This window comes from Streptosporangium fragile (assembly GCF_039534445.1).
In the GTDB taxonomy this organism is placed as follows: Bacteria; Actinomycetota; Actinomycetes; order Streptosporangiales; family Streptosporangiaceae; genus Streptosporangium; species Streptosporangium fragile.
The window spans coordinates 20,689-35,214 of the sequence record NZ_BAAAVI010000080.1; the positions used below are offsets into that span (position 1 = coordinate 20,689).

17 protein-coding genes are annotated in these 14,526 nt (G+C 70.1%); 5 read left to right on the forward strand and 12 right to left on the reverse strand.

The window, feature by feature from the left end; genetic code table 11:
- Positions 1–68 precede the first annotated feature (68 nt).
- Complete coding sequence (locus ABD841_RS34775; RefSeq protein WP_344980672.1) at positions 69–470, forward strand: DUF7144 family membrane protein; 402 nt, start codon at positions 69–71, stop codon at positions 468–470.
- 161 nt (positions 471–631) lie between these two features.
- Positions 632–1,534, forward strand: a complete 903-nt coding sequence (locus ABD841_RS34780) for a universal stress protein (protein ID WP_344980674.1) — start codon at positions 632–634, stop codon at positions 1,532–1,534.
- Between the two features lie 200 nt (positions 1,535–1,734).
- Here the strand turns inward: ABD841_RS34780 and ABD841_RS34785 are convergent, their stop codons facing one another.
- The 10 genes from ABD841_RS34785 to ABD841_RS34830 form a co-directional block, all read right to left on the reverse strand.
- Positions 1,735–2,400: a CBS domain-containing protein gene (locus tag ABD841_RS34785; protein ID WP_344980676.1), complete on the reverse strand. Its 666-nt coding sequence runs from the start codon at positions 2,398–2,400 to the stop codon at positions 1,735–1,737.
- Between the two features lie 414 nt (positions 2,401–2,814).
- Entirely contained in the window at positions 2,815–3,573 is a 759-nt protein-coding gene (locus tag ABD841_RS34790; RefSeq protein WP_344980678.1) for an HAD family hydrolase, read from the reverse strand.
- Between the two features lie 154 nt (positions 3,574–3,727).
- A complete protein-coding gene (locus ABD841_RS34795) occupies positions 3,728–4,438 on the reverse strand; it encodes a CBS domain-containing protein (protein ID WP_344980680.1) in 711 nt (236 codons plus the stop codon).
- Positions 4,439–4,599: 161 nt separating this feature from the next.
- A complete protein-coding gene (locus tag ABD841_RS34800; RefSeq protein WP_344980682.1) occupies positions 4,600–5,142 on the reverse strand; it encodes a dihydrofolate reductase family protein in 543 nt (180 codons plus the stop codon).
- A gap of 19 nt (positions 5,143–5,161) precedes the next feature.
- Positions 5,162–5,746, reverse strand: a complete 585-nt coding sequence (locus ABD841_RS34805; protein ID WP_344980684.1) for a TetR/AcrR family transcriptional regulator — start codon at positions 5,744–5,746, stop codon at positions 5,162–5,164.
- A gap of 354 nt (positions 5,747–6,100) precedes the next feature.
- Positions 6,101–7,039 (reverse strand): hypothetical protein, encoded by a 939-nt coding sequence (locus tag ABD841_RS34810; RefSeq protein WP_344980686.1) that lies wholly within the window; start codon positions 7,037–7,039, stop codon positions 6,101–6,103.
- Between the two features lie 841 nt (positions 7,040–7,880).
- Positions 7,881–8,273, reverse strand: a complete 393-nt coding sequence (locus ABD841_RS34815; protein ID WP_344980688.1) for a beta/gamma crystallin family protein — start codon at positions 8,271–8,273, stop codon at positions 7,881–7,883.
- A 64-nt stretch (positions 8,274–8,337) separates the two neighbouring features.
- Complete coding sequence (locus tag ABD841_RS34820; RefSeq protein WP_344980690.1) at positions 8,338–8,754, reverse strand: peptidase inhibitor family I36 protein; 417 nt, start codon at positions 8,752–8,754, stop codon at positions 8,338–8,340.
- A gap of 263 nt (positions 8,755–9,017) precedes the next feature.
- Entirely contained in the window at positions 9,018–9,416 is a 399-nt protein-coding gene (locus tag ABD841_RS34825; protein ID WP_344980692.1) for a hypothetical protein, read from the reverse strand.
- A 668-nt stretch (positions 9,417–10,084) separates the two neighbouring features.
- Positions 10,085–10,867 (reverse strand): MBL fold metallo-hydrolase, encoded by a 783-nt coding sequence (locus ABD841_RS34830; protein ID WP_344980694.1) that lies wholly within the window; start codon positions 10,865–10,867, stop codon positions 10,085–10,087.
- A 90-nt stretch (positions 10,868–10,957) separates the two neighbouring features.
- Here ABD841_RS34830 and ABD841_RS34835 point away from each other — a divergent pair, with 90 nt between their 5' ends.
- A complete protein-coding gene (locus ABD841_RS34835; protein ID WP_344980696.1) occupies positions 10,958–11,560 on the forward strand; it encodes a CGNR zinc finger domain-containing protein in 603 nt (200 codons plus the stop codon).
- 378 nt (positions 11,561–11,938) lie between these two features.
- Here ABD841_RS34835 and ABD841_RS34840 read toward each other — a convergent pair whose 3' ends face one another.
- The gene (locus ABD841_RS34840; protein ID WP_344980698.1) at positions 11,939–12,667 is read right to left on the reverse strand and encodes a VOC family protein; all 729 of its coding nucleotides are present in this window, start codon (positions 12,665–12,667) and stop codon (positions 11,939–11,941) included.
- 71 nt (positions 12,668–12,738) lie between these two features.
- Positions 12,739–13,317: a PadR family transcriptional regulator gene (locus tag ABD841_RS34845; protein WP_344980700.1), complete on the reverse strand. Its 579-nt coding sequence runs from the start codon at positions 13,315–13,317 to the stop codon at positions 12,739–12,741.
- Between the two features lie 183 nt (positions 13,318–13,500).
- On the opposite strand from ABD841_RS34845, the gene ABD841_RS34850 reads away from it, so the two are divergent.
- A complete protein-coding gene (locus ABD841_RS34850) occupies positions 13,501–13,641 on the forward strand; it encodes a hypothetical protein (protein ID WP_344980702.1) in 141 nt (46 codons plus the stop codon).
- A gap of 233 nt (positions 13,642–13,874) precedes the next feature.
- Entirely contained in the window at positions 13,875–14,249 is a 375-nt protein-coding gene (locus tag ABD841_RS34855; RefSeq protein WP_344980704.1) for an FtsX-like permease family protein, read from the forward strand.
- Positions 14,250–14,526: the final 277 nt, after the last annotated feature.

Sequence of the window (14,526 nt, forward strand, 5' to 3'; positions counted from 1 at the left end):
GTTCCGACGCCGGACGGCGGATCCCGGCCCTGGTTCCGAACTTCCGACATGGTGCGAGGAGCCGGACGATGAGCAGCGAGAGGGTCACGGGCTGGGTCGGCTGGATCTGGTTCGCCGGGATGATGATGATCCTCAACGGGATCTTCAACAGCATCAACGGCCTGACGGCCATCTTCAACGACCGGTTCTTCCTCGAGGCCAGAGGCCGCGTCCTCGTCTTCGACCTGACCGGGTGGGGCTGGGTTCACCTGACCGTCGGCATCCTGCTCATCGTCGTCGGCGCCGCGCTGGCGACCGGCCGGCTGTGGGCTCGCATCGTCGGCATCGCCCTGGTCATGATCAACGCTGTGGCGCAGATGGCGTCCGTGTGGGCCTATCCCTGGTGGTCGCTGCTGGCCCTCGTGGTCGACGGTCTCGTCCTCTACGCCCTGATCGTCCACGGGCGCGAGGCGGAGGCCCTGCGCCTCTGACACGGCTTCCGCGGGGCGCGCCCGGGACCGCGGAGACGGGACGTCGGCCGCGGGACGGGCCGTGGCGGGAGCGGGGGGGGCGGAAGGTCCCCGCTCGCGGGGACCTTCCGCCCTGCCCCGGCCGTCCTGCCCCACCCAGCATGGAGACGGAGGTGGGAACCATGAGGGACACCCGTAGCGTCGTCGTCGGCTACGACGGCTCGGACTTCTCCATGCAGGCCCTGGAGTGGGCGATGGACGAGGCCGAGCTCAGGAAGCTGCCGCTGACGGTGGCGCACGCCTGGCGCTGGCCGTACGGCGAGGCCGGCGACGAGGCCAAGATGCACCTGCGCAAGGCCGCCGAGCACGTGCTCTACCACGGCGCCGACTGCGCCCGCTCGACCAGTTCGATCACCGACGTGACCACCGACCTGTACGAGGGCGCCGCCGCCGAGCGGCTGGTGGAGCTATCGGACCGCGCGGAGCTGATCGTGGTCGGTTCGCGCGGCATGGGCACCCTGGCCCGGACCGTCCTGGGGTCGGTCGCCGAGTACGCGGCGGCGCACGCGCACTGCCCGGTGGTCGTCGTGCGCGGGCCGGGCCCGATCCCCGTCTCCCCGCACCCGGGAGCGCTGGTGGTGGGCCTGACCCGCGACACGCACGACGAGGTGATCGAGTTCGCCTTCCGCGAGGCGGCCCTGCGCCTGCTGCCCCTGGTGGCCGTGCACGCGGGGCCCCCGCAGCCGGGGGTGTGGGGTGCGCCGATGCCGCCGGTGCTCGACGCCCGGGACGCCGAGGAGGACATGCTGCGGCACCTGCAGCCGTGGCGGGAGCGGTATCCCGAGGTGCCGGTGCGCGCCACGTTCGTCGCCGAGGCCGCGAAGAGCCTGCTGCTGGACCTGTCCCGGCAGGCCAGCCTGGTGGTGGTCGGCGGCGCACGCGGGCGCGGGCGGCTCGGCTCGACCACCAGGTCGATCCTCCAGCACGGGGCGTGCCCCGTGGCGGTCGTCCCCGCCCTGCGGGACGGCCCGCAGCGGTCCGGACCCGCGGACGGTCCCTTGACCTCGGACGCCTCCGAGGGCTGACCATTCTTCGGGAGCCGACCAGCCTCCAAGAGCCGGACAGCGGCCTGCGAGGGCCGGCCGTCCCGGAGAGCCGGCGGTCACCCCGGAGCGACCGCCTCCGGGAAGGACGACCGCCGAGCCGATCGGAGGAACGGGGAGAACGACGACGGGGAGAACGACGGGAGTCGGGGACGGACGTCAGGTCGCGACAGCTCAGCAGCTCAGCGCCTCTCCCCGGTCGGAGTGTTGTCGCGGTCCCACTCCAGCTTGTCGATCACGTCGACGACGCCGTTGACCTGCCGGGTCATCCACACGGCGAGTTCCACGTCCCGGCGCAGGACCATCCGCCCGCTCAGCGTCACCACCCCGTTCTCGACGGCGACGGCGACACGCGAGGTGTTCATCCACAGCGAACGCGTCAGGACGTTCACGCGGATCTCGCGCTCGATGTCCCGGTCGGGGCGGGCGAACACCTTCAGCACGTCGTGGCGGCTGACGATGCCCATCAGGCGGCCGTGACCGTCCACCACCGGCAGCCGCTTGACGCCGTGCTCCTGCATCAGACGGCCGGCGGTCACCACCGAGGCGTCCACCGGAATGGTGATCGCGGGGGTGGTCATCAGGTCCCGGGCCACCTCGCCCCATGCCTTCTCCGCACCCCGCCGGTCCGGCGGCCGGTGGCCCCCGCCCTGGAACCGCTCCCGGAACTCCTCCTTGTGCAGCAGGTCGTCCTCGGAGACGACGCCGATCACGCGGCCGTCGCCGTCCAGCACCGGCACGGAGCTCGCGCCGTGGGCGACGAGCGCCTCGGCGATCTTCTTGAAGCAGGTGTCCTCGCTGACCGAGATCACCCGCTCGGTCATGATGTCCTTGACGGTGACATCCATCTCTGCCTCCCAACCCGCCCACGACCGACAGGGGCCGACCCGTCCCCGCCGGCCACCCGGAGGAGGACGGCGGTCAGGCCGACGACCCCGGTGATCCGCCGGCCGGCCCGCGCGGCGCGTCCGCCCGGCCACCGCGGCCGGCGGGATCGGCGCCGCTCGCGCGGACGGGAGACGGCACCCGGCCGGCACCCGCCGGCGGCGGTGCGTCTCCTACCGGCAGCCTTGTCCACCACCCGGGGAACCTTCCAGGGTCCAAGTACTCTTTCCCGCCGGGACTCTCAGCCCCAGGGGCCGCCGCGAGAGGTGACGTCCGGGTGGGCCGTGAAGAGGCCGGCGGCTCCCGCCATCGCGCCCGGGCGGATCCCCTCGGCGATGGTTCCTCACTGCGGGCTCCCCCGCGCGGGACCGGACCCGTCACAGGTCAGGAGCCAGGGGTTCACGTCTTCTCCCGTCGAGTCGCAGTTCCGCCGGATCGGCGACGACGAGATCGGCGCCGGCCGCCCGCAGGTCCTCCGGCCGGCCGTGCCGGTCGATCCCGATGACGAGCCCGAACCGGCCGCGCCGTCCCGCCAGCACCCCGGCGAGGGAGTCCTCCACGACGGCCGCCTCGCCCGGCGCCGCCCCGAGCTCCCGGGCCGCCTGCAGGAACAGCGCGGGATCAGGTTTGCCCGCCAGCCCCAGCCGGGCCGCGGCCACACCGTCGACCCGGACGTCGAACAGTTCGGCGACCCCCGCCGCGCGCAGCACCTCGGCGCAGTTGCGGCTCGCCGAGACGGCTGCCGTGCGCACCCCGCGCCGCCGCACCTCGCGGACGAACGCCACGGTCGACGGGAAAGCCGCCACGCCGTGCTCGCGGATCACCGCCAGGAAGGCGGCGTCCTTCCCGGCGGCGAGGTCCGCCGCCGTGTCCGGGTCCGGCACGATGTTCCGCGAGCCGAGGAAGCCCGTCACCCCGTCGGCCCGGGATCTGCCGTCGACGTGGCGCAGGTAGTCTTCACGCGTGTCGAACGGCCGGAACGGCTCGCCGGTTCGCGCGGCCCGCTCGCGGAGGAAGGCATCGAACACCCGTTTCCACGCGGCGGCGTGCACGCGGGCGGTGTCGGTGATGACCCCGTCGGTGTCGAAGATCACCGCCGTGATCCCGTCGAGGTTCACGACCGCCGTGAGCGTCATGGGGCACCCCCTCTCGACGTGCACGGTAACCCCTGTTCGCCGTCGTGGCCGGGACTGTCCGGCCCCGGGCCGCCTCGCGCTCCCGGAGAAGGGGGAAGGCCGTCCCGCCTCGGGACGATCCCCCCGGGAAGGCCGCCCGCCCCGCGGCGGATCCTCAGGCCCCGCCCCACACGGGTGGCAGGGGCGCCGTGTCGTCCTTCCTCCAGGTGAGCTCGTCGACCACGTCGACGACCCCGTCGAGGTTGCGTGTCACGTGCGCGGCGGCCACGGCCTGGCTGCGCAACTCCAGTTCGCCGGTGAGCGTCACGACACCGTCGTGGACGGTGATCCGCACATCCGCCGGGTCGGCCCAGAGGGTGCGCACGACGACGTCGCTGCGGATCCGGCGTTCGATCTCCTTGTCGTCGCGGACGAACAGGCGGATCAGGTCGCGGCGGCTGACGATGCCGACCAGGGTGCCGTCGTCCGCCACGACGGGCAGCCGCTTGACGCCGTGCCGGTCCATCAGGCGGGCGGCCAGCACGGCGGGGGAGCCGGGAGCGATGACGATCGCGGGAGTCGTCATCAGTTCCTCGGCGGTCTCCCCGGCGGCCTTGCGCCGGGCGTCGCCGTCTTCGGCCAGACGATGGCGGAGCCTGGCGCGCAGCGGGGGCCGGTACCCCTCGCCGTAGTAACGCTCCTTGAACTCCTCCTTGTGCAGCAGATCGGCCTCGGATACGACGCCGAGCACGTGGTTGCCGGTGTCCAGCACCGGTACGCCGCTGACGCCCCGGGCGACGAGCAGGTCGGCGATCACGTGGAACGGCGCGTCCCGCCGCACCGCGGCGACGTCGGTGGTCATGATGTCGTTGACCGTCAGTTTCATGGCGAACCTCCGGAACGTCCTCTCAGTTGGGACGCTACGGCGGAGTAAGCGGGCGGAGCAGGGGCGAAAGTCCTGTTCGCCCGCGACCGGAGACACCGCGATACCGCCCGGCCGGGGCCCGGTCCGGGTGACGCGGGAAGGGGGCCCGGTCCAGGCGCGGCTCACTTCCGCACGGTGTAGGTGGTCTGGACGAACCCGCCGCCGAACACGTCGGTCGACCGGTGCGTGAGCTCGACGTCGCGGCCCAGCGTGCCGAAGAGGGGGAGTCCCGCACCCAGCAGGATCGGAACGGTGGTGATGGTGATCTCGTCCAGGAGGCCCGCGCGCAGGAACGACTGCACGACCTGCCCGCCGTCGGCGTAGACGCTCTTGGACCCGCGTCCGGTGAGGTCCCGCACGAGCCGGTCCATGTCCCGGTGGACGGTGACGCGGTCGTCGGCGTCGGCGTCCATGCGGGTGCTGAGCACGGCCACGTGCTTGCCGTCGTACGGCCACTGCTCGGCGCCGAAGGTGAGCACCTTCTCGTAGGTGGCGCGTCCTGTCACGATGGTGTCGATGCCGTCCATGAACGCCTGGTAGCCCATGTCGCCGGCCTGCGCACCCCTGTCGGTGAGCCAGTCGATGTCACCGTCGGGACGGGCGATGAATCCGTCCAGGCTGGTGGCGATGAAGACGGCCGCGGTGAAGGACCGCTCGTATGTCATGTGATCTCTCCTGTCGTCGTCAGGGCCGGTAGGCCTGGAGCAGCTGGTCGATGTCGGCGCGCAGCACGTCGGTGAGCGCTCCCTCCGGTGCCATCGCCCAGAGAATGAGCGTCCCGTTGTAGGTGATCTGCACCGAACGGGCGAGGCGTGCCGGATCCGCCTCCGCGGCCAGTTCGCCGGCTGCCACCGCCTCGGAGATCAGGCCCGCGAAGCCCTCGTGCAACCGCCGGGCCTGCCCCGCCGTGTACTGGCGGAACTCCGCGTCGGTCAGGTCCAGCTGCAGGAACCCGAGATGGTTCGCCAGCTCCTCCGGGGACCGCACTCCCTCCGCCAGCTCGGTCAGCGTGCCGTGCAAAGCCGCCAACGGCGAGTCGTGCTTCTGCCGCGCCCGCTTGAACAGCTCCTCCGCGTCCGCCTCGTTCCGCCGGGCCACCGCCAGCAACAGCCCCCTCTTGGAGCCGAAGCGCTGCACCAGCGTCGCCGGGGACAGCCCCGCCTCGCTCGCCGCCGCCGCCAGTGTCAGACCGCTCACGCCGTACCGGCCGATCGCCCGCACCGTGGCCTTGAGGATCGCCTCGTCGCTGGTGGTCCGTGGCCGAGCCATGCCGCCCCCTGTTCAGCCCGCTTGTGAACCGCTGTTCGGGAACGCTACCGGACAGCGCCACATTTGTAAATTAACGTTCATTTACTAACGGGAGAGGGACGGCCTTCAAGGAGACCGAGTGCAGAGATCGGCGCCGGAGGCGATCGCGGAAGGCGCTGCGGGCTGATCTCTGCTCGGGTCGGCGCGACGGGGTCCAAAGTAGCTCCTGGATCCAGCAGGTCAGGCCGCTGGACCTGGCGGCTCCGGCCGGCCCGGGCCTTTGGAGGATGAGGTCCGAGACCTCGGCCTTGACTGCGGTAGCGTCCGGGTGCACACCACCTTCACACGCGGGGCGGCCGCTGTGAGGGCGGCCAGTCACGGGCGGCGCAGTATCGGGACAGGCTGGGCCCGACGGGCCGCTTCGGCCTCCAGACGCGGTTTCAGCAGCTTGCCGTGGCCGAAGAAAGAGCGGTTGCGCCGGCGGCGGCCGGCGGGCAGGCTCCAGTCGGTCAGCGCGCGTTCGACGGTGACGGTGAGATGGTCGTCGTGGCCGGTGGCGGTGCCGAGCAGGACGACGTTCTCCTGCCACTCCATCTGCGGGCCGTGCTGGTGGAAGGTGAGACAGACCGGTCCGTCGGCGGCCTTCACCCCGGCGGGCAGGCGCAGCTCGTATCCGGTGGGGGTGGCGGTGTACGCCCGGGCGGGCACGACCACGGGCAGGCCGCCGGACATCAGGGACACGATCGGCGTGCCCAGGCTGCGGGCCCGGCGGGCGTGCGGGCGCCAGTCGGCGGGCGGGATGGTGCGGCCGGGCAGGCGCGGACCGGACGGTGGCCGGTCGGAGGCGGGGGCGGTCGCCGGGCATGACCAGGTGCGCGGCTGACGGGTCAGGTCGCCGTCGGGCCACCAGATCAGTCGTTCGGGGGTCACCTCGATGTAGATGCGGGCGAAATACCAGGTGAAGCGCCTGAACATGAAGGAGGGCAGGCGGGACAGGGCGGAGGGTGCCTTGGCCAGGGACTCGCGGACGTATCGGTCGGTGTTGGCCTGCAGGTCGGCGTCGCGCACCGTGGCCCGGCCCTGGACGAGTACCACCGGGCCGTCGGTGTAGAGCAGAGCGACGCGGGGGTCGCGGCGGGCGCGTTCGGCCTTGTCCGGGTAGGCCAGGCCGGTGGTGACATCGAGGGTGCCGCGTGACCCGACATAGGGGGTGACGGGCCAGGTGATGGGCCGCTCGTCACGTGTCAGCGAGGTGTAGGCGCACACCAGTGCGCGCTCGAACACCGCCGCCGGTTCGGGCGGGAACGTGATCATGTCTCTCTCTCCTGATTTCGGTGGGCGGGGACGGCGGAGCGCCCGGCTCGCCGTCACACAGACCGTCGGCCACGACCGGCGACATGGTCCCGGACCTGTTGCTGCGTGGGGGGACGGTTCGGCTGCCGCTCCTGGTGGCTTCGCTCGCCGGCGGGTATCTGTCCCACCCGGACCTTGGTCTTCGGGCACAACTCGCAGCGCAGCGTCATAATGCGCGGAATCGTCTCGATCGTCACCCACCGATGGCGCAGGTGGATCAAGCCCACGTCACTTCTCCCTACGGCTGTACTCGCTGCTGGTCGTGACGACCGTAGAGACGCGAACTTGATGCATGCTTGGATTGTTCTGGCAGCGATAATGCAGGACTGCCCAAGAACCGTCCTCAAGAGCCCCGGTCACCCTTCCCGCCATCGGCAAAATGCCAACGGCCGAAAGCGGAGCCCGTCACGGCTGTGCTTCGTGACCCTCCTGCAGGAGACGGAGTGGCAGGCGCGGCCCTCATCGCCTCCCTCACGCCTCACCACCAGTCCAACGGCCTGCGCCTGACCGTCAGCGACGACGGCGACGAGAAGTCGCCGAAGCGCTCGACGCCCCCTGCGCGGCAGACAGGAGGAACTCGGCGCCTTGTACGACTGGGTGAGGCACCGGCAGTTCCTGGTGGCAACGGTGTAGATTGTGGTGATCAACCGACTGCCAGGAGCCTCTTCACGTCACCGGCCGAACACCGACACCGACATCGCGATCATGCCGTGACCAAGTCATCTGTCCGGGAGCCTGAAAACGGGTTCAGTGTGGGGATGCTGATCGCGGCTCGCCCACACTCCCCGTTCCGGCCGGTGTGTCAGCTGATGCTGTAGAAGGCGGGATAGCCGGCGCAGCTATTGGTGCTTAAGCGCCTGATCGATGACGTCTTGTCGTTGAACCTCCACTGCTCGTCGCCGAGTCGTTTCACCTCCTCTCCGCTACGCAGGCAGAAACGCCGGTCAGCGTAATCCCAGTCGTCGTAGAGGACCCAGGCAACGTCGTCGGAGTTCCGTACGGAGCTCGCCCAGTGGTTCCATTCCCACAAGTACCACTGGGTTGCGTAATAGCTCTTGACCTCACCCTTGAAGTCGTCGTCTTCGTAGAAGCGCAGCCCCGTCACCTGCGCTTGGGCCGGGAACGCAGCCCCCGAAAAGCCCAGAGAAGCGGTGATGACGACGCCGGCTACCACGGTCCTGAAGCTCTTTTTCACGAGATTCCTTTCAGTCTGCCCCGGAGCGGCGAGCCCGCGGAGCTCATCGATTCCAGCCGGTGTTTCACCCGTAGTTATAGAAGGCCGGGTACCCGACACAGCTATTGAGAGTCAGGCGCCTGATCGACGACGTCTTCTTATTGAACCTCCACTGTTCGTGTTCCAGCCAGGTCACGCTCTCCCCGCTACGCAGGCAAAATCGCCGGTCGCGGTAGTCCGAGTCGTCGTAGAGGACCCAGGCAACGTCGTCGGTGTTCTTCACGGACGCCGCCATGTCGTTCCAGGTGTAGCCGTTGATGGCGTCGTAATTCTTCAGGCGTGGCACAGAGTCGGACCAGACCCTGGTACTACCCTCGAATTCGTTGGATGCGTAGAGCTGTAGTCCCTTCTCCTCGGCTTGGGCCGGGGACGCGGCCCCCGAAAAGCCCACCGAGAGGGCGAGGGCGGTACCGGTTATCGCAATCCTGAAATTCTTTTTCACGTAATATCCTTCCGGGTTTGCGTGGGTTTGCGCATTCCAAGGTTTGTCAAGCCGGGAATAACCCGGTCATGGATGATCCGCTGATAGCCCCTGCATGGCGCCTTCTTCTCCGGCCCGTACGGGCGGGCCTCGCCCGTCGATCGCCACTGACGACCGTTCGTACCTGGCCCTCCACGACCTCACCGAATACACGATCCGTGGAATCGCCGCCGCCGGAAGGGGTGCTGGAAAGCGTGGGATGGAACCCGAATTCAGCGAGGTGGTCAACTCACTGGAGTGATCCAGTAGGTTGTGCTCACCGGCGAGTGGAAAAAGCATGATCCGTACCCGATGACCACGTGACTGAACTCGCCCGGAAGGGACCCGGAGGAAATCTTGATGCCGTTGGCGTAGCATTTGAAGCTGCCATCCGCGTCCGCGGTTCTTCCCGCATACCTGAGAGTGTACTTTCCCCAGCCGCTGAGCACCTTCTTCCATTCCCCGCCCTTGAGGGTTCCGGTGACGGAAGCAAATTGCGATTCCTCTTTGGGTGGCTCCTCCACAGGTGAATCGGCTGAGGCCGGCGCCGTGAATACAGCGGCCATTAGTGCGACGGAGAAGATTCCACCTGCGATCAGACGAACAGCCCGAGACGGTCTCGCCCAGATTTTACGGCGTGTCATTTTATTCTCCTTGCTTGGTTGTCTTTTCGGCAGGCGGGGCCACAGAGAAATCTCGCGGACCGCTCGCCGTCACCGCGAGTCTCCTGAGTGGCGCAGCGCCGCCAAGGCTGGTAGCCCGGACCCCACCTGCACCGTGCTCGTTCCTTGAGGGGCGCCGTGTCGAAGTTGCTCACGGTCACTGTCGGTTCGGCCATGGTCCCGGTCGGCGTGAGCCGGCAAAGGTTCCTGCCGCAGCGGCGGCGGTCATCCGGCGATACGCCAGGGCATTGGAGCGCAGTGCCGGATGCAGCCTTTTCATGAATTCCTCCGAGAGGTGCTGTTGGAAGGAAGCATGCCGAGGAGACTGGAGTACGTCTTGGGGCCCACTTGAGGCACCGCTTACAGCAGGGATCGCATACGACAGCCGGGGCCATCACCCACCCCTGCACTCGGCACCCGCAGTTTCGTCCATGCGGTGACCGCAGGATCCAAGGCGTCACTCAAGGAAGACTCAAGCCCGAGTTCCGCAGTTCGCGGGTGTGAACCGCCCCGGGTTTGATGGAGACTGTGATGGGCGCCTGTCTCCTGACTGCAATCTCCACTCGTCGGCGAGGATGCGCCGGCACCCGACCGCGGCCGGCGCGTCGAGAGGGCTGACGGCCCGGTGCCGGGTACCGGTCGGCGTCCGTTCAGTCCAGTTGCAGGCGGTCGGCCAGCGCGGCGGCGGTGAAGGCGTCCACCAGATCCTCTCGGCTCTCGGTGAAGTGGGCCCAGCTGTCGCAGTGGACGGGCACCACCCGGCGCGCGCCGAGGATCTTCGCGGCCTCGGCGGCCTGGGCGCTGTCGAGGACCAGCGGCGCACCGTCGAAGAGGACGGGGAAGCGGGGAGCCCCGGCGAAGAGGATGGCGGTGTCCACCGGGCCGAAGCGCTCGGCGATCTCCTTGACCAGGGTGAGCGAGGCGTTGTCGCCGCTGACGTAGACCGTGGGCAGACCTTCCCCGGTCAGGACGAATCCGACGACCTGGCCGGTGATCGGTTCGACCTCCTCGCGCGCGCCGGGCCCGTGGATGGCGGGCACGCCCGTCACGGTGATCGTGCCGCCGCCGGGACGGTCCAGCTCGATCGACTCCCAGTCGGCCAGCCCCTTGGCCCCGTCTCCCAGTCGTCGCCCGCCACCGGGGGTGGTGAGGGTGAGCGGGACGTCGGCGAGCAGGGCCCGGCCGGAGTGGTCGAGGTTGTCGTCATGTTCGTCGTGGGAGAGCAGGACCACGTCGATGCGGCCGAGGTCCGCGGGAGAGGCGGCCGCGGGCGCGGTCTTGGTCAGGGTCAGGCCGCCGGGCGTCGGGTAGTCGCCGGGTGCGTCGAAGGTGGGGTCGGTGAGGAACCTCAGCCCGCCGTACTCGAAGAGGGCGGTCGGGCCGCCGAAGACGCGGACGGGGATCTGCTCGTCGGTCGTGCCGGCAGAAGCCATGAAAGAAACACCTCACGGATGAGAAGCGGGTTATCCGTGAGTGACGGTAGTCGTTCCTCACGGATGAGCGCAAGTCGTACCATGAGAGTCATGAAGGAGACCGTGACCGCCGAGCCCGTCCTGCCGCCCGCGCCGGGGGCGGAGCAGTACCCCGCCCTCGACTTCGCCAACAGCGCCATAGCCCTGCCCGGCGGCCAGTTCGTCGACCTCCTGGGCACCCCGGCGGCCACCAACCAGTGGCTCATCGAACACGGCCTCGCTCCCGCCGGCACCGACGCCGGGCTGCAGGAGATGTGCGCGGCACAGCTGCGCACCCTGCGCGAGCAGATCCGCGCGCTGCTCGCCTCCAAGGTCGACGGGCACCCCGCCCCCACAAGCGCACTCAACGCCGTCAACGACGCACTGACCCGCGCCCCCGCGTCCTCCCTGCTGCGCTGGGACCCCACCCGCGGCCTGTACCGCGCCGCCTCCCACCCCACCGCCCAGATCGTCGACCACGCCCTGGCGGCCCTCGCCGCCGGGGCCGCCGACCTGCTCACCGGTCCCGACGCCGAACGCCTCACCGCCTGCGGCTCCGCTCCCTGCAACCGCTACCTGCTGCGGCACGGCCGCCGCCACTGGTGCTCGGTCCGCTGCGGCGACCGCGCCCGCGCCGCCCGCGCCTACGCCCGGCGCACCCGAACAACCCCATGACGCCGTATCGGCTGCTCGCGCCGGCCGGGGCCGGCGGCGCCCAAGCCGCCGTGCGGGCGGTCACCAACGACATCGGCGATGCGGGCGACCTGCGGGTGCTCGGCGCTCACACGACAGGACGGTCGCGGTGCCGGGCGTGCCTGTGCCGTGTTCTTCCGCGTGCGGGCCCGCCACCCATGCCGGACGCCGGCGCTTGGAAGCCGCCGGTGACCGGCTGTGCGGTGAGCGGAGGTCTCGGCCGGTTCTGCGGGGCGACCGGAACACGTCGGAAAAGGGCCGCAGAGTCTCCGCACCATGGCATGTCCAGGCACGGATCAGGGTTCTGATCGGAGCCGGGGTCAGGCCTTCTGCCCGCGGCGGTCCGGGGCCGGGTGCGAGTCAGGGCCGCTGTGCGGGCCGGAGAACGGCCTCCATGTCTTCGAGGGCGGCCAGGGTCTCGGCGAGCCTGTCGCGCTCGGCTTCGGAGAGGGTGAGCGCGCGGGCTCGGGCGAGGACGTCGCCGGCGGCGGAGTCCCCGGCGCGGAGTGCGAGTTCGGCACGGTAGGCCAGCGCTTCGAGCAGTTCGGCCGCCGTCGCGGTGTCCTTGTCCCGCTCCAGGGCCGCGTCCAGGATCTGGGCCGCCCGTACGTGCTTGCCGTGGGAGTCGCCCATCACGACCGCCCTGTGCAGGGTCGCGGTGAGCTTGCCGGAGGCCGCTTCCTTCTCCTCCGGCGCGGGTTTGGCGGCCATGATCCTGATCCAGTTCCCGCCGGGGTCGATGACGGTGAATCCGGAATGGTCCTCGGCGTTCTTGCGCTTGCGGGGCCGGGTCATCCGGGGGATCCCGGAGACCGGGAGCTTGCCGTGGGCCTCGCGCATGCCCGCGGCGAACGCCTCGAAGAGCTGCCCGGTGTCGGGCACGATGACCACGCAGGTCCCGTAGGAGTCCTCGGGATTGAAATCCGGGATGCCGAAGAAGCCCAGCCGGAGGTCTTCGCGTTCGAGGGACACGTACGGGTTCGGGCGGACCTGGTAGTAGGTCCGGGTGAAGCCCAGCATGGTGTAGAACTCGACGATCTCGTCGATGGACCGGCAGGGAAGCAGCGGCACGGTGATCTCGTCGGCCATGGGTTTCTCCGTTCCGATGAAGGTGGGTTGCCGGGGCGCCGCCCGGTTCCGGGGCGGGGCCGCTATCCGACCTACTGCGCGGGTGCGGGGTCCTCGCCGGCCATGGTGAACGCGCCCTCTTCCAGGCGGCGGATCAACCGCTGGGTCCATTGAGCGCCGGTGTCGGCGGTGGTCAGCCACAGGGACAGGACCTCGCCTACCGGCCCCCAGGTGCCCAGATCGGTGTCCGCCGGCAGGTGCGAGGTGATGCTGGTGCGCCACTCGTGCATCGCACGGGCTCGCTCACGCAGCATCTGCAGGGCTCGCTCCCGGGGAAGGTCCTCGATCAGGCCGACGGCGGCGCCCAGCACGTCCAGGCTCGGCTCGCGGTCGGTGAGGGCCCGGCTCAGGAGGGTGAAGTACTCCTGTTCGCCTTTGCCGGTCAGCTCGTACTCGATCCGCGGCGGGCCCCCGGCTTCCGAGGGGACCGTCTCGTGCGTCACCAGCAGGCCCTGGCCGGCCATGCTCTTGAGCGCGTGGTACACCGAGCCCGACGTGGCGGTGGACCACTCGTGTGCGCCCCACGACTCCAGATCCGCGCGGATCTGGTAGCCGTGTGCGCGTCCGCGCCTGCGCAGCGCTCCCAGGACCAGTAGCCGTACTGACTTCATCGAACCCCCCGGACTTCGGCTAGCCAAATTTGGCTAGCTTTCTCCGGGGAGGGTACCACGATCTCCGCACTAGCCAAATTTGTCTAGGCGCTGCACCGCCTTCAGCGCGCGTCCTCGGCGACCTGCCGAACCCTGGCCGGCTCGTACGCCACCCGCAGCTGTTCCCGGGCGGGGCAGACGCTGGTGATCGTCACTCACGACGCCCGCGTCACCGCCATCGCCGACCGGCTGATCTCGATGCGCGACGGCGCCCTCGTCGAGGAGACCAGGCTGACCCGCGGCGCCGGCGGGCGGCTCGGCGAGCTGGCCGGGCTGGAGGGCTGAGGTGACGGGCCGCATCTTGCTCATCTGCCGGCTCGCCGCGCGAGACCTGCGCCGGCGTCCGGCCGAGGCCGTTCTCCTGCTGCTCGCGATGACCTCCGCCACGGCCACCCTGACGCTCGGGCCCACCCTGCAGGGGCGACCAGCCAGTCCTGTCAGAGGCCGCCCTGGCGACCCAGACCCACCGCTACGCCGGGAAGGCCCCGGGAGACGATCCCCGCACCGCCCTGAGCCAGGTGCTGTCGCTGGTCGTGATCATGCTGGTCGCCCAGGCGGCCGTCAACACGGTCTGCATCATCTGGGCGACCGCGCTCGATTCCAGACGCTCCCGGGCGCTGACCCGCGCGCTCGGCGCGAATCCGGCCCAGGTCAGCGCGGGGCCCTCGGTGGCACAGGTGCTGCCCGCGCTTGCCGGCGCCGTCCTGGGGCTCGCCGGGGGAATCGGACTGGCCGAGATCCTGGACGACGACCCGGTGAGCATCCCGCCGCTCCGGCAGCTACTCGCCGTGATCCTGGCGTGTGTGGTCGCGGTCACGGCACTCACCGCCATATCGGCCCGCGTCAACGCCCGCCGCCCCGCGGGCGAGATCCTGCGAACCGAGCCCACCTGACGGTCAGGAGGATCCCGCTGCGACCTCAAGGTCGGTCGAGCAGTGGCCGTGAATCGGACGAAGCCCGTTCTGGCCCGGGGGAGCCCGGTAGTGGCGGCGCAGGAAACAGCGGACCGGCTGGACACGGTTGCCACCGGGGCCCCAAGTAGGAGCCAAGAACGCGACAAGTGCCCATCGGCAGGGTGAGACGCGGTCGACACGGAATCAGTTCGAGGAGGCAGTGTGAGAACACGTAGGATCGCCGGCGGGCGTCAGCCGTCGCGACTCTGGTGAGTGG